Genomic DNA, 17,822 nt, shown 5'->3' with positions numbered 1-17,822 from the left:
GAGACAAGACAATGAGCACCCCGAAATCGGAATTCCTGAAAACGCTCGCCGAGCGCGGCTTCATCCACCAATGCACGGATCTCGACGGCCTTGATGCGCGGCTGTCCGGCGGTCCCGTCGCGGCTTATATCGGTTTTGACGCCACGGCCGACAGTCTGCATGTCGGCAGCCTCGTGCAGATCATGACTCTGCGCTGGCTTCAGAAGTGCGGGCACAAGCCCGTCGTGCTCATCGGCGGCGGCACCTCGCGGATCGGCGATCCGAGTTTTCGCGATGCGAGCCGACCATTGCTCGACGACGAGCAGATCGCCAGGAACGCCGCAGGGCTCAGGCAGGTTTTCTCCCGTTACCTCACTTTCGGCGACGGGCCCACCGATGCGGTGATGGTGGACAATGCAGTCTGGCTCGATCCGCTGCGCTACCTGCCGTTCCTGCGCGATTTCGGCACTCATTTCACGATCAACCGGATGCTGAGCTTCGACAGCGTGCGCCAGCGGCTGGACCGCGAGCAGCCGCTGACGCTGCTGGAGTTCAACTACATGGTCCTCCAGGCCTTCGACTTCCTGGAGCTGTCGCGTCATCACGGCTGCGTGCTCCAGATGGGCGGTTCCGATCAATGGGGCAACATCGTCAACGGCATCGAGCTCGCCCGCCGGATCGACCAGCGCCAGCTCTTCGGGCTGACGACGCCGCTGCTCACGACGTCGGCGGGAGCCAAGATGGGCAAGACGGCGAGCGGCGCCGTGTGGCTCAACGCCGAGAAGCTCGGTGCTTACGAGTTCTGGCAGTTCTGGCGCAACACCGATGACGACGATGTCGCCCGCTTCCTGCGCCTGTTCACGGAGTTGCCGCTCGACGAGGTGCATCGCCTGGGCCAGTTGAAGGGCTCCGAGATCAATGAGGCGAAACGTGTTCTCGCCCATGAGGCGACGCGTCTCGCGCATGGTGAGAAAGCCGCTTGCGCCGCCGCCGACACCGCGCGCCGCACCTTCGAGGACGGGGAGAACGCATCGGGGCTTCCGAGCCTCGATCTTGCGCGCTCGCAGCTCGAGACCGGTGTCACCGTTACGCAGCTTCTGGTTCTTGCAGGCCTTTCGCGCTCCAAGAGCGAAGCACGCCGCCTAGCACTCAACGGCGGGGCTAGGCTCAACGGACAAGTGGTGCAGGATGCCGATGCGCGGATCGCCGCCGCGGATCTCGTCGACGGTGCCCTGAAGCTGACAGCCGGCAAGAAGCGGCATGTGCTGGTTCGGGTGAACGACGGCGGGGGCGCTGCCTGAGCCTTCGCTCACGGATCTCGGGTTTCCCGGGATCCGTCCCCTGTTTGTCATGGTGCGGACGGCGGGGAACCGCTCTCACACCAATTTAAACTTGAAAATACTGAGTTTTTTCGTTCGCCAGTCCGCACCTTTGTAGTGGCCTTTGTAGCGGAGAGCAAGTCGAAATGAATGGTCCGGAGGGAGAGGAGTGGCGCCCTAATCGGCGGAGACCACGGCAAAGCCATAGCGAGGCTGTCGCTGCCGTGAGCCAGTTGATCCGAGATGTATCTAATCGAACCGGATCGAACTTAATTCGGCGATCCGACGGGTTACGGCCAAGGAAGCGGGTATAAACGCTCTAACCTTTTGGAGCGCCGAGAAAGCAGAATCAGGTGCTTTAATATTTTGAACTGCAGTGTGAACTTCGTCGAGAGTCCGCTGAAATTCCATAAGGACTTGTCTGCTTTTATCGTCTTGTAAGACGGCCGAGAGTTCGACAGCTTTCCACTGTAGCTCTGTGGTTAGGCGTGTAGCCTTGTCGACGTTGTCACCAAATCCTTTTTCACCTTCAACAATTTTCCGATTGGCTATCGAAAGCTCTGCAAGTAACTCTTGCGTTTTCCCGTTGAGGCTATCCATATTCCGGATAACAAACTCTGTCCTGACTTTTTGTTTCTCAAGTTCATGATTGATTGCTGGGGTTATTTTATAAGCCCCATAAGCGCTCAAGCCAACGCCGAGAAGTGTTACCCAAAGCGGGGTTGACGTATCCCGTAGGACATCCCACAGATAACGAAAGAATTTCATTGTTTCACAATTTTCGACTGAGCCTTAAGACCGAGTTTTTTCTTTGCATTTTTACCTTTTGCCCTCATCTCATTGAGTTGAGGCTCTTTAAGGCTCTTCATAAGCAAGTTCATCTGGGCTTCTAAATGCTCTTGATCTTTATTCGGCTTAGCGGTTGCACTATTTGTGATTTTGATCCCATCTTTCATTACCGCTGGCAGGACATTAGTCGTCGCAATTGTCACTCTTGAGGCGACAAAGGCAGCTAACAAAGTAACCTTAGTCATCATGCTAAAGTACCCAGGTGAACGAAATACCTGGACGTAAGATTCTAAGAGTTCTTTATCGTAATATTCCGCAATAGCATCAAGCATACTAAGAGAGACGAAGTCATCTATTTCATCACGCTCGATTGCAGAATATGCTGCAACGAAGTAGCTTATTAGCTGATTTGCTTCGGATGTTTCTAATGGATCGTTGCCACTATAGTTTGGCCCCGGAAAGAAAGTGAATGATCTATCCCGCAATATGTAGGAATCGTAAGCAAAGCTGTAGAGTCTTTCCGTAGTGTCAGTACGAGCGATTTCAGCAACCGCAGGAGGCTTTAGAAAATACCTTTGTAGATCGACGGGAATATCTGACCGTGAGACGTCCGTTCTGGTCCATTTCACGGATCGGTATTGAATGGGCAGATAGTCACGTCCGGGAACAGACACCTGATTTTTCGGGTCAAAATCATCTGTCACTTCGCCAAAAAGAACTGGCTGAAAGGCAGCCCCTGGGACGACTACAAGATCGCCCGCGCGAACCTCCTTATACAAACGGCGTACATTGCCAGCACGAACGCGTGAAGAGTGTTCTTCAAAAGGGGCGTCTGAGTACCTTTTCGGATTTCTTGAAGGAGGTCGTTTTTGAACGCCGCTTCGGTGGTATTCATTTAGTGCGATTGCCATACGTACGTGCTGGCGAATAGCATCCATACTCTCCAGTGATTTCCTTGTGAGAGCTATGCCGGGGTAGTCAATGAATACGAGGCTGTTGTCTAGGAAATACTCGTAATGTTGCCTACGGCTACCAGAGAACACTACCCAAATGCGTTGGTCTTCTGGCACAATCTTCGTAGCAATATCAATCGTTAGCATCGTGAAGTTAGCCCCTAATCTCTCGCGCCACTTCTTACTGAATGATAGAATTCTTTCTATGGGAATTTAAGGATGTTTTCTAGGGGGCGATCATTAGCCAGAAGGGGACAAGTTGCTATCTATGGAAGGGGGGGCTCTTACACCCCCAGACCGCATAGCAATCGAGTAAGTCGCAGAATACCGAGCCTAAATCATTGCGCTGTTCCGGCCGCAGCTTTCACCGCTTCCCAATTCGCCAGACCATCGACACGCTCATTCTCGGTGTGGCCGGCATGGCCTTTCACCCACTTCCAAGTGATGTTCCTGCCAACCATCACAGCATCCATCTGCATCCATAGGTCTTGGTTTAGGACAGGCTTGCCGTCAGCTTTACGCCAGCCCCTGGCCTTCCATCCATGGAGCCACTCCCGCGCTCCCTTGATGACATATTGGCTGTCGCTGTGGAGAATAATCGGGACGCCATGAGGCACAGCCTCAAGCGCCTTGATCGCCGCTGTCATTTCCATCTTGTTATTCGTGGTGGTGCGGTCGTGTCCGGTGATGACTTGTTCTTGTCCTGCAATGGTGATCACGGCGGCATAGCCGCCCGGTCCAGGATTTCCGAGGCAAGCGCCGTCGGTGAAGATGATGGCTTGTTCAGTCATAGAAGTCTCAATTGATGGGTTAGAGATAATGGGTTTGCTCTATATGAGCGAAACGGAGGAGGGGGCTTAGAGCAGGACAGGGTTTAAGATCCTCTGACTATGAGAGGGCAATCCACCGACTAGCCCGCGCTCTCGGTCAACCTTTGAAGCGTCGAAGGGCCTAGCGTTTACGGGCAGCTCTTTGCATCTGGGCGTAATGTGGCTCGCCCGCTTCTTGGTCCGCTGCTTTGCGTAACGACTGACGAGCTGCTGGGTGACTCCGATAATCTCCCCGACCCGCTCATGCGTGAGCTTTGGGAAGTGATCGAGGAGCCAGAGCGCCTCTGCTGATGCCGCTAAAGGCTCCAGGCGATTAGTTTTGTAAGCCTCCAGAGCGGCCCGTGCGGTGTCCACCTGAGCATCCGCGCGGAGGTCAGCCTCGCAATCCTGAAAGGCGATGTCCCACGCCTGGGCGACAAGCTCTTGCCCCAGGGGTGAGATGACATCGAAGGGGTAACCGCTGCGGGGCTTGTCGTGTCGAAGACCATAACCCTTGCGGACGAACGTATGGGAAAGGCGATAGCGTTCTCCCTCTCTCTGAAGCAGACCCATGTGATGGAGGATCACGCGAACCTTTCGAGAGCCGACATTGTAGCGGTGGCCGAGTTCGGTGACGGTGACCCAATCCCCATTGATAGGGGCGAGGACGCCTGTGGAGCGGTCAAGAGTTTCGACTGTGTAAAGCATGGGAGTGAGCCTTCAAATGATAAAACCCGCCGAGGAGGTCTCGACGGGTGCGATAGGGGAGGTTTTTGAGGTGTTGTGAGCTTGAGTAATTAACTCGACCAGACCAAGCACCCTGCGGGTAAAGGTGTGAGGCGTTGGCTATGAGTACGGAGCGGTTCCTCTCAAGTGTAAGAAACTCACCGGATTACGCTGGGGAAGACCTCCTTCATCAAGCTCCAGCGATCAGGATGAGGGTTGGTGATGTTTGGATTGCGGCACGTCAGATTAGGATGATTGAGGGAAGCCTCGTTGGGCTCTGTGGGTGAACTTGTGGGTCTTGATAAGGACGATGTTGTCACGGCGACAGTTGAGCGGATCGCCGTCTCGATGCCGAACCATGTAGCCCGGTCCCGCTTTAACGAGGATGCGAGATAGGCGGGGAGTGCGGCGTCTCCAGTCGGAGATTTTCACCATGCCGAGGTTGAAGCAGAGGTTGGGACTGAAGCCGTCCGCGAGGAGCTGTTGCCAATCCTCGATAAATAACCTGGCATGTTTTGTTGTGTTGGCGAGCGGGACCAAGATGATCCCACGACCATCCTTGTCGATAGAGGTCTTCGCCTCTCGAAGGGCGCGAGTGGTCATTGCTATATTACCGAGTTAAAACAGGTAGGAGGACACGGACGTGAGGACATCCGCAGCGAGGGTAGAGACGACCTTCCTTGATCTGAGGTCATTGTGTCTTCGGGCCTCCCAGTAAGCGCGGCGTGGGCCTACTCGTTGGGGCCCAAGGAATGGGGTAGGGGTTCCGAGCGCGGCGCAACTGCGGGAGCCACTTCTTCTAGTAGAGGTGGAACCTAATTGGCTCCACGCCTTCTCGGGCTAGTGGTGGGGGTTAATTCCCGATCCCATTGGTTAGAGGTGCAAGATAATCTGCCAACTGCCTTCTCTCCGATGGTGCAACGAAATGAAAAAGGGCCGCCGAAGCGACCCCGCTGCACAGGTGCAGTGACTGCACCAAAGGTACTGTTGGCTTTAATTGGTAAGGGCCCGGTGGACAGAGCCCTTGCCAATGCCGAGACGCTTGGCAATCTCGCCCATGCTCAACCCTTCCGCATGAAGGGCTTTGATGTCGTCCGTCTTGGCCCGCGCGGTGGGCTTTCTGCCCTTGTACTTGCCTTCCTCCTTGGCCTTGGCGATGCCCTCCCGCTGACGCTCCAGCATCATCTCCCGCTCGAACTCGGCCACGCCCCCGATTACATTGAGCATTAGCTTGCCGGTAGGCGTGTTGGTGTCGATGCCCATGTTTACGATCCGCAGGGCCACGCCCTTAGCCTGAAGCCTCCCAATGATTTCCCACATGTGAGGGACGGAACGGGCGAGGCGATCCAGTTTCGTAACGACCAAAGTGTCCCCTGCGCGGGCAAACTCTATCGTCTCCTCCAGGCCCTTACGGCGGCCTACGGAGCTGGTCTGTTCCTTGAAGACCTTTTCACACCCGAGCGCCTGGAGGTCGCGGAGTTGAGCCTCAAGACCGGCCTCCTGTTCGAGGGTCGAGGTTCGGGCGTATCCGATAAGCATGAAGGGGGTCTCCGTTCCAATGAAGTCTTAGACTTACTCGCCTACCCCGTTCCAAATGTCAAACGTTATTCTTTTGGAACGGCGGAGGTGAAGAGCTGGAACGATCCACATGAGCAGGCTCAATTGGAACGAATAGGTTCATTGAGGGCGTTACTTGGGCCGAGCTTAAGGGCGTTGCTCCAACTCATCCAAGACTACGCTGGGAACATCAAAAATATTGACAGAGGCGTTGCGCTGATGTTTGCTCTGATTAGAGCAAAAGCCAGAGAGAATTTCTTATGGGAATGATGATGCTAATTGATGGGGTAGTGCCGCTTGGCAAAGATGTCTGGTCTGGTTCCGCGCCGCCACACATTCTAACAATGTTAGGGCAGGCGAAGGTCACAGCGGGTACGCGTAGTGTGTTACTTGTTGAGGCCCTTAGATTTGACGAGGCGGATAAATCCCTTCGGTTCGACGCAAGCCAAGCTACGGTTCTCAACCTTGGTACAACTGATGACATCATTGTTCTGAGCAACAGCCCGGCCGCAAAATTGGCTGCAGTCAGATCACAGTCTGCCACAGGTACTTATGGCCCGGGCGACCAAGAGTTTTTAAGCCTTGTTCGCAGCGAGCTTATGGGAGAGGCGAAAGAGGCCGCTGAGCAAATTCTTCGCGCGGTACGTTCTCGCTACCCTGGCGACCTAGAGAAAGGTCTGCGCCTGAATTTTAAGAATACGCCAGACAATTTCTGGTATGTCATTGTGCAGCCACGAGTTCAGTCGCTTTCGATCACTGTGAGAGGCGTTCCTCAACGCTTTCTGCCATCCTCGTTGGACCTCAAATTAGATCGTCCCGGCTATACCCGGTTCGCTGTCAGAACACCTGATGAGGTCGCAGAAGCACTGCGGATCATCGAAGGATCGCGCCGGAAATCATAGGTTGCCCTTACCACGACCTCCCGCATACGCTGCGCTTGAAGACCAATGTTTCCTCAAGATACAAATCAGTCGTGAGGGTTCGTTGTGAAGGTAACAGACAAGGCTGACGGGCTTCCACATAGGGCGTTCAAGGAGGCCTGTCGCGGTGCGCCGGGTAGGGCAGTGGCAGTGGCCGTGGCCGTCTACAGTGGACCGGTGTAGAGCGATGGAACATCCCCATACGTGAGTTGTTAGGGGGGCGGCCGTTCACTACTTCCTCCCGATACGGTCTACCTCGGCCCGAGATTGAGCCACGCTCTCTCGGGTCTCTCTTTGTCCAAGGTCGTTGCTTTCTCGGGTGCCAAGTCTCCCACAACAGTCGAACACGGCGGGCATTATCGTGCGCCGGTACTGCGGCCTCGCGGGCCGCGAAAGGGGCTCTACGGTGGGTCGGCGTGAAGGGGAGCGGCTGTCTGCGCCGCTGATGTCGTGGAACCAAGAGGCCAGCGTCTCCACCCCTCGGGGGGAATTGGCCTCGATGCTCCGTAGATTTGGGCGGAAAGATTTTTGCCCCAAGAATATCCGGAAACTAACCCCCCCCGGGCTGCCACCGCGGGTTTGGGCAATAACTTCAAGCATTCTCCTGCAGGTAGTGGGAACGGTGTGTTGCTCGGGCCGAGGCGTTTTTTAGCGGTTCTATGAGCCGCATTTGCAGAGCCAGGAATTTTCTCGCTTAGTTAGGAAGCCCGAATTTTTGTTGGGACGAACGACGACTTCAGATGGGGACTTTTCACTAATTGAAAAACACATAGAATATTTATTAATGTAAGAGAAAAATATCTCTTTTGAAGACGTTCCGACAAGGTGAGAATATTCGCAAACGTAGATATCTTTTAAGTTAGGTGGGTCAAAGACGACTTTAATTTTGTCTTTCTCATCCTCGAGGGGGCCAACAAGAGAGTACATTGGCTGAGCATACCCGTCTACATTTGTAAATACTGATACCTCCCTGGGCGGATTTGCGGACAGTGCTGTGCCTATGAATGTAATTATTGAGCCTGCTACTGACCCTACGATGGCCGATCGCGTATCGGTGACAAGCCAAAATGATTTCAGCTCATTCCACGTAACGCGCGGTCTTCTCCAGATGCCGGGCATCGGCGTGGCTCATACTGTTGGGAGCTGAAGGGCGAAGGTTACAGATTTATAGCTTGCTTCAAGAACAAATCTCCCCTCAGGAGATAGACCGCAGGAAATAAATTCTCCCTGCCGTCCTACGGGCATCTTTGAAGTAGCGACTTTTATTGCGCAGATTTCAACCGTTTTCGCCTCCTTTTCTCTTATGATGTTCTCCAACTCCCGCCCATCACTTGTCCTAAATTGCTCCTCTCGAAGCGGGGCTACAAGTGCCTCGATTAGTTGTTGAGTAAGTTCTGCTGAGGGAGCTGCGGACTTCGGATCATAGGAGCGAAGAAACGCTTTGAACGCTCCAGCCGCTTTTGATCCTGGGCTGGTTCCCGCCGGAGGGGGCAGTGATACGTAGAACACGCAAGTGCCCGCGTCTCTATTGCTAGCCATACCAATGGCAAGGGTTGGGTCATAATCGACCTCGGCGAGAGTTCTCACCGCATTACATGGCTTTCGTAATCGTTGGGCCCAGGTTTCGCTCGCTGCCGAAGCCAAAGCTAGCGCAAGCACGAAGGTTAGAGCTACTTTCCTTGCTATGACTGCCGCCATCAATGCTGCTCCCTGGCTTAAACCTTGGCTATTGTAACGCCTTCACGATGTTTCCGAAATGCCTCCTAAGATATGTCGAAGGTTCATATGCCTAGAGCAGGGCGGCAGCCGCTACATCATGCGCAATTGCACCCGGTGAGCAGCTTTACGATCCTCGCCATGTCCCTGAGTTGCCGCGCCTCAGATTCCCCCCGAGTGGAGCCCAAAGGGCGTGCGCTTGTAGCCCCACAATGCCTCAATGAAGTGGGTCAGCTAATATGCCCGCTCGGCCTTGGTGACGTACCAAACTCGGAAGCCGTGGAGGTCTAGGCGGGACTGGCGGAACTCTGGCCCTTCATGGCAGGTCCTACTTCTCGTCGAACGCTCCTTCGTTTGCAGTCGCGAGTTTCTTAGTGGGCCGCACGTCGTACCTCGGGAAACGCTTCAAAGCCTCTCCCATGTCAGCCAACGTGGGTTTGCCGTAAGCTCGTCCCTCGTTGATTGGAGCATGACCGGTAATCGCGTCAGATGCTCGCTCGCTGATCCCGCAGCGGTCGGCAATTTGCTTAAACGTGTGCCGCCACGCGTGATTAGGACGGAGTTCTGGGTCATCTACTCCAATCTCGCGGACCCACTCCGCAAGGTGGTTGCGGGTCTTCACTGCCTGGGATTGTCCCGGTTTAGTCGGGTCGTCTGCTTGGGACTTCCTGCGGGCTGAGGGGTGGTAGAACAAGGGCCCGTCGCCAGCGGCTTTCACAAACTCAAGAAAGCCCTGTTCAATCAAATGTTCATGGATCGGGACAGTACGGGCCTCGCCCGTCTTGATCGTTCCGGCCTCGGGTGTGAGGCGGATTGCCCAAATTCCATCGCGCTTGACCACGTCAGTCCCCCGAAGCTGTGTAATCTCTCCGGCTCGGGCTCCCGAGTAGGCACAAATCCAAGGCACCCAGCGGCGCGTAGCCCGGTAGTGCGCCGACAGGCGGGGCGGGGGCTCTTGCAGGGTCGCAGCAAGGATCGTCTGGATTTCCTGAGAGGTGAACGCCTTGGTCTCCCGGAGCCGAACCTTGTTGGGAACGGTGATCTTCACCTCTGCAAAGGGGTTGTGGTCGAGGGTCTTGGTCTCCTTGCCCCAGCGGAAGACGGTCTTAGCCGCATTGAGCCAAACCTCTTGAACCGTCTGCGCTGACCTCTCCTCGGTGACCGACCCCTTGGCCCATTGGCGGGCCTCGGCCTCGGTAATCTCATTCGCGTCCTTATCGTTGAACTGGCCCTGGAGGTTCAGGAACACCGCCCTCCACCTATCGACAGTCTGGGGACGCGGCTTCTTCTCCTTCACCCAGGCTTCAAAGAGGCCCCAAGCGGTGAGCCCGGACGCCTTCTTTACCTCGAACTCTGGGAACACCTTCGGGCGCTCGTCGGGTCGATAGTCCCCCTCGCTGCGCCGTCTCAAGGTGGCGAGGGCGCTGAGGAAGTCGCCCTGTAGGGCGTCGAGGAAAAGGGAGGACGCCTCATCGTTGAGGGCAATGTTCTTTGCGGCCAGAAAGCTCGGCACCTCGGCCAGGGAGGAAAGAGTCTGGTGGAGCCTCTTCTTCACAACCGGGGGCGGTTCCCAATTCGGGTCTTCTAGGTCTTGGTCCGAGACCCCGAACCTACTGTAGACGCCTTCAAGCTCGTCTCTTTTCAAATCCCAGCCGAGGGCAGGGCCGGGGTTTTCTTGATGCTTCTGGATAAACCAAGCGTACCATTCGCCCACAAGGGCAATGCTCTGACGCTGGGTGAGGGACTGCCCCTCGCCGTTCGTCTTTGCCCGCAGCGCCTCAATCCGGCTGCTGATTGTTGCGTCCCAATCGCGCAACTCCTGCTTGGCGCGGCCCTGAGACATCGCCGCAGGACGCCGGAACCGCTCCTCCTGGGAGACCCCGAAGGCAGCTTTATAGGCAACTCGGATGTCTTTCGGGATGCCCTTGCGGGCGAACCAGTCACCGTTTGGGGCACGGGTTAGGGTAGTCATGGGAATGGCCATTTGTAGCGCCCTTTGTAGCGTTAGGGCGACCGAACCCCTTGAAGCACAAGAACTTCTTGCAGGGCAAGCATTTTCAAGGAGGTTGGTGCGGACGGCGGGGGTCGAACCCGCACGGGCATAGCCCGAGGGATTTTAAGTCCCTTGCGTCTACCGGTTTCGCCACGTCCGCATCGGTATGAGGGTTATCGGGCCGGGGGGCCGAGTGCAAGGGCCAAGAGGGTTCCTTTCCCAGCGTTACGCAGCAATGCGGAAGCCGTAGAGCCAGTCGTAACGCCGGGTCATGCCTTCGGGCCCGAGATGGTGCATGACCTGGTTGCGCCCGAAGCCGATGAGGCCGACCGCATGGTAGATGCGCCCGTTCCTGCGCGCCTCGTTCTGCACCCGGCGGGCCCGCGGGAGGCGATGCGCCTCGTAGGCGGACAGAGTTTCGGCGATGCTCGGCCGGTCCTGTCCCAGAAGTCCCGCGAGGGTAGCCGCATCCTCGATGGCCAGGGCCGCGCCCTGGGCCAGGAAGGGGAGGACGGGATGGGCGGCGTCGCCGAGAAGGGCGATCCGGCCCTGGGCGAGGCGCCCGGCCGGGTGGTCGAACAGGGACCAGCGCAGCCAGTCCAGCGGCTGCGACAGGAGGTTGCGCAGGGCAGGGGCGGCGGAAGCGTAGTGGCCGAGAAGTTCGTCCCGGTCGCCCGGCGCGGCCCAGCCGTCGACGGGAGCAGGGCTCCTCTGGATGGCCACCACGTTGACGAGCCTGCCCCCGGCAATCGGATAATGCACCACGTGGCCCCGCGAGCCGAGCCAGAGGCCGGTCTCGTCGCCCGCGAGTTCGGCCGGGGCCATATTCCGCTCGAAGGTGGCGCGCCAGGCGATGGCGCCGCGATAGGCGGGCGGCGTCCGGTCGCCCAGGGCCTGCCGGACCTTCGACCACACGCCGTCCGCGCCGATGATCAGGTCGGCCTCGATGCTCTCCCGCGCGCCGCCGGCGGAGGTCCAGGTCAGGCGGGCCCGATCGCGCCCGTCCGCGACGTCTTCGACGGTGCGGCCCATGACGAGCCGGATCGCGGGTTCGGACCGGACGGCGTCGAGGAGAATCGTCTGGAGATCGGCCCGGTGCACGACCCAATAGGGAGCCTCGAAGCGCTCGCGCATGAAGGCCCCGAGGGCGACCTGCCCGATGGTCTTGCCCGAGCGGATGGAGCGGACGACGACCCGTTGCGGCTCCGTCACGACCCGGCGCAGGGCGGCGCCGAGCCCGAGCCCGAGCAGGATCCGGCTCGCATTGGGCGAAAGCTGGAGCCCGGCGCCGACCTCGCTGAACCCGGTCCGGCGCTCGATGAGCGTGACCGCATGGCCCTGCCGGGCGAGCGCCAGGGCCGCCGTCAGGCCGCCGATTCCGGCGCCGACAATGGCAATCGAGAGATTCTGCACTTAGCGCGAGGCGGGATCGGTCGCGAAGTCGGGCTCCCACACGCATTCGGCCGGGCGGGCCTCGTCGGCCTTCAGGGACGGATCGTACTTGAACAGCGTCGAGCAATAGGAGCAGACGGTCTCGCTGTCATAGCCCATGTCGATGAAGATATGGGGATGATCGAAGGGCGGCGTCGCCCCGATGCACATGAACTCCTTCGAGCCCACGTGAATGACGGGAACGCCCGGGTCGTTGTGGAAATGGGGTGTGCCTTTGTCAGCCATGGCCGTTGCTCTCGAGGGATGAAATTCGGCCGGCACCATAATGGCCGAAGGGCCATGCGCCTAGAGCCTTTTTCCGGAGGGACGGCGTTACCGCCGCCGCTCCTCCGCCTGGATCGCCCTGTACCGGCCGTGCCAAAACTCCCGGTATTCCTGCATCTGCTCGCCCACGCCGAGAACGAAGGACCGGCGGTCCTCAAGGTAGCAGGGCGGCCCGTAGCCGCCCTGGCAGGCGCCCCTGCGCTGGCAGCGGCTTCTGCGGCAGGTGTGCGGCATCTGCAGCACGTCGGCAAGGCGGCGCAGGGTATCGTCGCAATCGGGCAGGTCGGACAGGATGGGATGAAAGCGTTTCATGGAATGATCTTCCGGCAATCTGACAGGACATGAAATGGGATAAGTCACGCACCTTCGTCTCCGGGCTGAGAGAGCCCGGAGCTTGAAGGAGATCGAGGGTGGCGCGTCGGGCAGCCCGGCTCGCTGTGTGATGTTGGATGGAAGAGCCGGACGGCCGCTTCGCGCACGGTTCTTTTAGGCGGACTTGGCAGCCTTGCGGCACCAAGGGCCTCCTGCCGCCGGCTGCGTGACCGGCGGGCAGGACCGTGCCTGCTCCCACACTGTGCGACGCCTCGCGAAGCGCGCCCCTCGTCGGATCAGACTTGCAACGATATAGCCAAAATTGAACCCGCTGTCAAGAACAAAGACGGAACAAATGAGCATGGCCCATAAAACTTTTGACGAGCACCTTCATTATTATGTTACAACATATAAATTCGATCTCTAAATGATGCGCAGTGAGTTACCGGCCCATCGAAACATGTGGCGCGTCCCAGCGGCCCTAACCAGCGATGGCGGAACTACGTATCGGGGTACCAGGAATGGCCGTCACACAAATCGTTCAAACGTATTGGAACTCGACCTTTTCTCTCTCGCCAGGAGACGGCCTGAGGGTCATATCTGGTGGAACGATTGATCCATCGAATGGGGCAAGTGCTGTTACGAGCAGCGGAAACGTATCGTCCGTTCAGATCGAAAATGGCGGAACCATCAACTCGGAACTGAATTCCGCCATTGCCCTGTATTCGACCGTCGTCACAATATTTGCGCTCGGAACGGTTACGGCACGAATCCATGGTATCGACTTCATGGGTGATGATGGCCAGGTCATCAATCGAGGTGAAATCAAAGTCGGCGGCATCGGTGTCTTATGCGGTGATTTGCACCTGCAGTTCGATGGGCAGTCCATCATTACAAACTCCGGAGTCATCGACGGCGGTACAGGCGGTGTATGCACTGGGAATACTGCGGATCAAGTTACGAATACCGGAAGCATCAAAGGCGGGGTCTATGCAGTTTCCCTGAATGGAGGGAACGATCTTTACGATGCCCGGAATGGCGGCAGGTCGGTTGGCGTCATCGATCTCGGAGCCGGCAACGATCAGGCTTATGGCGGCGATGGCGCCGAAATCTTTTTCGGTGGCGAGGGCGATGATCTGATCAATGGCGGCGGCGGCTCGGATACCGCGATCTACACGGGGGCTGCAGGTTTTACGGTCGACCTTTCCCTAGCGACAGAGCAGAATACGGGCCAGGGCAACGATACGCTCATTGGCATTGAAAACCTGATCGGCGGAAGCGGCAACGATAGCTTTATCGGCACTTCCGCCGCCAACAGCTTCACGGGCGGCGGCGGCGACGACACGCTCGATGGCAGCGGCGGCAACGACACGGCCATATTCTCCGGCGCATCTAGCGACTACACGATCACCGATCTCGGCAACCATCGGGTCACGGTCGAGGACAAGCGCGCTGGCAAGGACGGCAAGGACAGCCTGAAGGACATCCGTTTCGGCCTGTTCAACGGCGTGAAAATGGCCCTCTACAACACCGCTCCGGACAGCCTCGCGTTCTCGCAGACCACGTTCGCCGAGAACGCGCTCACCGGCACGCCGCTGGCCACCCTGTCGGCGCACGATGCCGAGGGCGATGCGCTCACCTACACGCTGGCCGATCCCACCGGCACCTTCAAGCTCGACGGCACCACCCTGGTGCTGCTCAAAAGCCTCGATTACGAGACCCGGACCAGCCACAGCGTCACCGTGACGGTCACCGACCAGTACGGCCTCGCCGCCACGCAGGAGATCGTCCTTACCGTCACCGACGTGGCCGACAGCCCGGGCACCCCCGGCACCCCCGGCAGCCCGAGCGATCCGGCGCTCACGCTGACCGGCACTGCGGCTGCGGACACGCTCGCGGGACGCGGCAACAACGACGTGATCGTTGGCTTGGCCGGCAAGGACCGGCTCTACGGCAACGCCGGCCACGACCGGCTCTCCGGCGGGCTCGGCAACGACACGCTCGACGGCGGCGCCGGTCAGGACATCTTCGTGTTCGACGCCAGACTGGCCAAGACCAATGCGCTCAACAAGAAGCAGAACCTCGACCGGATCGTCGACTTCGTGGCGGTGGACGACACGCTCCATCTGGCCAAGAGCGTGTTCAAGGCCCTGTCGAGGAAGGGCGTGCTCAAGAAGGGCGAGTTCTATGTCGGCACCAAGGCCCATGACCGGGACGATCGTGTGATCTACAACAAGAAGACCGGGGCGCTGTTCTACGACAAGGACGGCACCGGGGCGGCCGAGGCGATCCAGTTCGCCACCGTCACCAAGAACCTCAAGCTCACCCACCTCGACGTCTTCGTCGTCTGACGCGATGCCCGTCTGACAAACCCTCGCGTCATGGCCGGGCTTGTTGCGACCTCCTATGTCTTCACCCGCCACCGTGGAGGCTCTTTCCGTTCTGAACCTCCACATGGAGAGGAGCGGCTTTCGGAGAGTTCCCAGCAATCATTTTTACTTCGGCGCCCGCCGAACAAAGCCATGATGTAACGTAAGATAGCACTTGGTGCGTTGAGGGAGTCACGCTAATTATGAATTAACGTAACATAATTGGGGCATGACCTACTATGGCAAATTATGAAATCTCAACCCCCACAACCGTCGTTGGAACCTGGAAAACACTTGCTGCAGCGGATACCGTTTTGGTCACGGCAGCGGGAAGCCTGAATGCCGACATCGGGATAACCTCCACGGCGCCCGATAATCGGGTTCAGGTGATTGGCTCAGTGTCTGGGACGAATTACGGGATTCAACTCGGAACCAACGGCACTATCGACAATTCCGGGACGATCGCAGGCGGAAACCGGGCCGTGCAGCTCGGCGTCGACACTTCCAGTGGTGGCAATTTACTGGTCAATACAGGCACTGTTGGTGCTCAGAACAGCCGGATTGGTGTTGGAGTCCTGGGAAGTGCCACAATACTCAATTTCAACACCATTCAAGGTTGGGATGGTATTAATGCTGTAGGTGGATCGGTCCTGAATATTACGAACTACGGACTGATCAAGTCGACCGTCTCTGCATTTGCAATTAAGAACAATCTTGGCAATTCCGGTGCCACCATCATCAACAACTTCGGTGTCATCGAAAACAAAATAAGCCTCGGTGCAGCTGCAGATATCTACGATGGTCGGTTAGGTCGGGCCTTGGATCTCATCGATCTTGGCAGTGGAAACAACATTGCCTATGGCGGCGTCTTTTCTGAAACGTTCAGGGTACTCTTCGGAAATGATTTCATCGATGCGGGCGATGGTATCGATTCTCTCAATCTCGATACTGCCGAAGCTAATCTAACGATAGATTTATCGCAGAATACGCCACAGTCGACCGGCTATGGTACAGACACATTTCTCAATTTTGAAAACGTCACGTCTGGTTCAGGAAAGGATCGTCTGATCGGCAATGCGGGCTCTAATGTACTCGACGGTGGTGCCAACACCGATACTCTCGATGGTGGCTCGGGCGACGATCTTCTTAATGCGGGTGCATCAAACCAAGATGACTTAATTATAGGCGGGCTCGGCAACGATACGCTCGATGGCGGATTCGGCAATGATACCCTCAATGGCGGTGACGGCTTCGATACGGTCATCGTCGATTACGTGGATCGTTTTGAAACCGGTGCCTATGTCAATATGGCCAATCCGTCCGACCCGATGAACAACGATGGCAATGCAACGATTACCGGCGCTGGCGCGGACACCTATATCAGCATCGAGGCGCTGGTCGGCACGAAGTTCGGCGATCACTTCATCGGCGATGCCGCCAAGACCGTGTTCACCGGCGGCGGCGGCAACGACACCATCGACGGCGGCGGCGGAGGCGACGTCGCCAGGTTCGCCGGATCCCGCAGCCAGTATTCGATCAGCGCGCCCGACGCGAACGGCTATGTGACCGTCACCTACCTGCCGGGCGGCGGCGACGGGGCGGACGCGATCAAGAACGTGCGCGTGCTGCAGTTCTCCGACCAGACTGTCGCGCTCGTCAACGCCGCGCCGACGAACGTGGCGCTTTCCAAGACCGCGTTATCCGAGACGCTGCCGGTGCACGCAGTCGTGGCGATGCTCTCATCCGTCGACGTGGATGGAGACGCGGTGAGCTATGTCCTCGCCAACGATGCCGGCGGCGCGTTCCGGATCGAGGGCAACAACCTCGTGCTCAACCGCGCGCTCGACTACGATACCGGTCCGCACCTATACACGATTAGCGTCGAGGCCAAGGACCAGTTCGGCGCAAAAACCAGTAATAGCTTCACGCTCGATTTGACGAATGTGGTCGAGACCAACCCGCTCGTCCTCATCGGCACGGCGGGCACGGATACGCTCACGGGCGAGAGCGGCGCCGACCGGCTTACCGGCAACGCGGGCCGGGACGTGCTGACGGGCGGAGCCGGTCGGGACATTTTCGTCTTCAACCGGCTCGCCAAGACGAACGCTGCGCACAAGCGGACGGAAGTCGATACGATCACCGATTTCGTCGTGGCCGACGACACCATCCATCTGATGAAGAGCGTGTTCAAGGGCATCGCCAAGAAGGGTGTGCTGGCGAAGGCGGCGTTCTATACCGACACCAAGGCGCACGATGCCTCGGACCGCATCATCTACGACAAGAAGAAGGGCGCGCTCTGGTACGATGCGGACGGCACGGGTGCGAAAGCGGCGATCCAGATCGCCCAGCTGGAGAAGAACCTGAAGCTCACGAACGCTGACTTCTTCGTGTTCTGACAAACACCGTCCGGGAGTCTCTCACGTCATGGCCTCCCCGGACTTGATCCGGGGACCCGTGCGGCCATCCACGTTTTCGATAGCGGTATTAAGGCGTGGGTGGCCGTGACGAGCACGGCCATGTGGGGGAGGGTGCAGTCCGGGCGCACCTTCGGTACGAACCAGATCCGAAGGGTCTCGCCGAAGGCGTGGAAAATCATAATCACGGCATTCCAGCAATGGGCGAGCAGCGTCACGACTCATCGTGCTCGGCCGCCGGAAATGGGTT

The 17,822-nt window shown here is 57.9% G+C and carries 15 protein-coding genes and 1 tRNA gene; 4 read left to right on the top strand and 12 right to left on the bottom strand.

What is annotated here, in order from left to right:
• The first annotated feature begins 11 nt into the window (after window positions 1-11).
• Window positions 12-1,280: a tyrosine--tRNA ligase gene (tyrS, locus tag H0S73_RS17670; RefSeq protein ID WP_181053370.1), complete on the top strand. Its 1,269-nt coding sequence runs from the start codon at window positions 12-14 to the stop codon at window positions 1,278-1,280.
• Window positions 1,281-1,547: 267 nt separating this feature from the next.
• On the opposite strand, the gene H0S73_RS17665 is transcribed toward tyrS, so the two are convergent.
• From H0S73_RS17665 to H0S73_RS17640, 6 genes are all read right to left on the bottom strand, one after another.
• Window positions 1,548-2,066, bottom strand: a complete 519-nt coding sequence (locus H0S73_RS17665) for a hypothetical protein (protein WP_181053369.1) — start codon at window positions 2,064-2,066, stop codon at window positions 1,548-1,550.
• Window positions 2,063-3,187, bottom strand: coding sequence for a hypothetical protein (locus H0S73_RS17660; RefSeq protein ID WP_181053368.1), 1,125 nt, complete (start codon window positions 3,185-3,187; stop codon window positions 2,063-2,065). Before H0S73_RS17660 ends, H0S73_RS17665 begins: the two co-directional genes overlap by 4 nt.
• A gap of 191 nt (window positions 3,188-3,378) precedes the next feature.
• A complete protein-coding gene (gene rnhA, locus H0S73_RS17655) occupies window positions 3,379-3,831 on the bottom strand; it encodes a ribonuclease HI (RefSeq protein ID WP_181053367.1) in 453 nt (150 codons plus the stop codon).
• A 66-nt stretch (window positions 3,832-3,897) separates the two neighbouring features.
• On the bottom strand, window positions 3,898-4,557 hold the full coding sequence (locus H0S73_RS17650; RefSeq protein WP_181053366.1) for a hypothetical protein: 660 nt from the start codon (window positions 4,555-4,557) through the stop codon (window positions 3,898-3,900).
• A 264-nt stretch (window positions 4,558-4,821) separates the two neighbouring features.
• Complete coding sequence (locus tag H0S73_RS17645) at window positions 4,822-5,178, bottom strand: HNH endonuclease family protein (protein ID WP_181053365.1); 357 nt, start codon at window positions 5,176-5,178, stop codon at window positions 4,822-4,824.
• Window positions 5,179-5,568: 390 nt separating this feature from the next.
• Window positions 5,569-6,114, bottom strand: coding sequence for a recombinase family protein (locus tag H0S73_RS17640; protein ID WP_181053364.1), 546 nt, complete (start codon window positions 6,112-6,114; stop codon window positions 5,569-5,571).
• A gap of 278 nt (window positions 6,115-6,392) precedes the next feature.
• Between H0S73_RS17640 and H0S73_RS17635 the strand changes: the two genes are divergently transcribed.
• Window positions 6,393-7,034: a hypothetical protein gene (locus tag H0S73_RS17635; RefSeq protein ID WP_181053363.1), complete on the top strand. Its 642-nt coding sequence runs from the start codon at window positions 6,393-6,395 to the stop codon at window positions 7,032-7,034.
• Between the two features lie 1,146 nt (window positions 7,035-8,180).
• Here H0S73_RS17635 and H0S73_RS17630 read toward each other — a convergent pair.
• The 6 genes from H0S73_RS17630 to H0S73_RS17605 form a co-directional block, all read right to left on the bottom strand.
• Window positions 8,181-8,750, bottom strand: coding sequence for a hypothetical protein (locus H0S73_RS17630; RefSeq protein ID WP_181053362.1), 570 nt, complete (start codon window positions 8,748-8,750; stop codon window positions 8,181-8,183).
• A 346-nt stretch (window positions 8,751-9,096) separates the two neighbouring features.
• A complete protein-coding gene (locus tag H0S73_RS17625; protein WP_181053361.1) occupies window positions 9,097-10,740 on the bottom strand; it encodes a site-specific integrase in 1,644 nt (547 codons plus the stop codon).
• Between the two features lie 95 nt (window positions 10,741-10,835).
• Window positions 10,836-10,921, bottom strand: a tRNA-Leu gene (locus tag H0S73_RS17620).
• A gap of 65 nt (window positions 10,922-10,986) precedes the next feature.
• Complete coding sequence (locus H0S73_RS17615) at window positions 10,987-12,174, bottom strand: FAD-dependent oxidoreductase (protein ID WP_181053360.1); 1,188 nt, start codon at window positions 12,172-12,174, stop codon at window positions 10,987-10,989.
• Window positions 12,175-12,438, bottom strand: coding sequence for a zinc-finger domain-containing protein (locus H0S73_RS17610; RefSeq protein WP_009489367.1), 264 nt, complete (start codon window positions 12,436-12,438; stop codon window positions 12,175-12,177).
• A gap of 87 nt (window positions 12,439-12,525) precedes the next feature.
• Window positions 12,526-12,789, bottom strand: a complete 264-nt coding sequence (locus tag H0S73_RS17605; RefSeq protein ID WP_181053359.1) for a hypothetical protein — start codon at window positions 12,787-12,789, stop codon at window positions 12,526-12,528.
• An 860-nt stretch (window positions 12,790-13,649) separates the two neighbouring features.
• Between H0S73_RS17605 and H0S73_RS17600 the strand changes: the two genes are divergently transcribed.
• On the top strand, window positions 13,650-15,140 hold the full coding sequence (locus H0S73_RS17600) for a cadherin domain-containing protein (RefSeq protein ID WP_181053358.1): 1,491 nt from the start codon (window positions 13,650-13,652) through the stop codon (window positions 15,138-15,140).
• 257 nt (window positions 15,141-15,397) lie between these two features.
• Window positions 15,398-17,554: a calcium-binding protein gene (locus H0S73_RS26140; RefSeq protein WP_181053357.1), complete on the top strand. Its 2,157-nt coding sequence runs from the start codon at window positions 15,398-15,400 to the stop codon at window positions 17,552-17,554.
• The last annotated feature ends 268 nt before the right edge of the window (window positions 17,555-17,822 follow it).

This window comes from Microvirga mediterraneensis, from assembly GCF_013520865.1.
Taxonomy (GTDB): domain Bacteria; phylum Pseudomonadota; class Alphaproteobacteria; order Rhizobiales; family Beijerinckiaceae; genus Microvirga; species Microvirga mediterraneensis.
The sequence above is the reverse complement of the archived record's forward strand: the minus strand, read 5'-3'. Positions and strand labels throughout refer to the sequence as shown.

Coding starts and splice junctions, on each gene's coding strand:
- tyrS (WP_181053370.1), top strand. CDS start 12: ATGAGCACCCCGAAATCGGAATTCCTGAAAACGCTCGCCGAGCGCGGC.
- H0S73_RS17665 (WP_181053369.1), bottom strand. CDS start 2,066: ATGAAATTCTTTCGTTATCTGTGGGATGTCCTACGGGATACGTCAACC.
- H0S73_RS17660 (WP_181053368.1), bottom strand. CDS start 3,187: ATGCTAACGATTGATATTGCTACGAAGATTGTGCCAGAAGACCAACGC.
- rnhA (WP_181053367.1), bottom strand. CDS start 3,831: ATGACTGAACAAGCCATCATCTTCACCGACGGCGCTTGCCTCGGAAAT.
- H0S73_RS17650 (WP_181053366.1), bottom strand. CDS start 4,557: ATGCTTTACACAGTCGAAACTCTTGACCGCTCCACAGGCGTCCTCGCC.
- H0S73_RS17645 (WP_181053365.1), bottom strand. CDS start 5,178: ATGACCACTCGCGCCCTTCGAGAGGCGAAGACCTCTATCGACAAGGAT.
- H0S73_RS17640 (WP_181053364.1), bottom strand. CDS start 6,114: ATGCTTATCGGATACGCCCGAACCTCGACCCTCGAACAGGAGGCCGGT.
- H0S73_RS17635 (WP_181053363.1), top strand. CDS start 6,393: ATGGGAATGATGATGCTAATTGATGGGGTAGTGCCGCTTGGCAAAGAT.
- H0S73_RS17630 (WP_181053362.1), bottom strand. CDS start 8,750: ATGGCGGCAGTCATAGCAAGGAAAGTAGCTCTAACCTTCGTGCTTGCG.
- H0S73_RS17625 (WP_181053361.1), bottom strand. CDS start 10,740: ATGACTACCCTAACCCGTGCCCCAAACGGTGACTGGTTCGCCCGCAAG.
- H0S73_RS17610 (WP_009489367.1), bottom strand. CDS start 12,438: ATGGCTGACAAAGGCACACCCCATTTCCACAACGACCCGGGCGTTCCC.
- H0S73_RS17605 (WP_181053359.1), bottom strand. CDS start 12,789: ATGAAACGCTTTCATCCCATCCTGTCCGACCTGCCCGATTGCGACGAT.
- H0S73_RS26140 (WP_181053357.1), top strand. CDS start 15,398: ATGGCAAATTATGAAATCTCAACCCCCACAACCGTCGTTGGAACCTGG.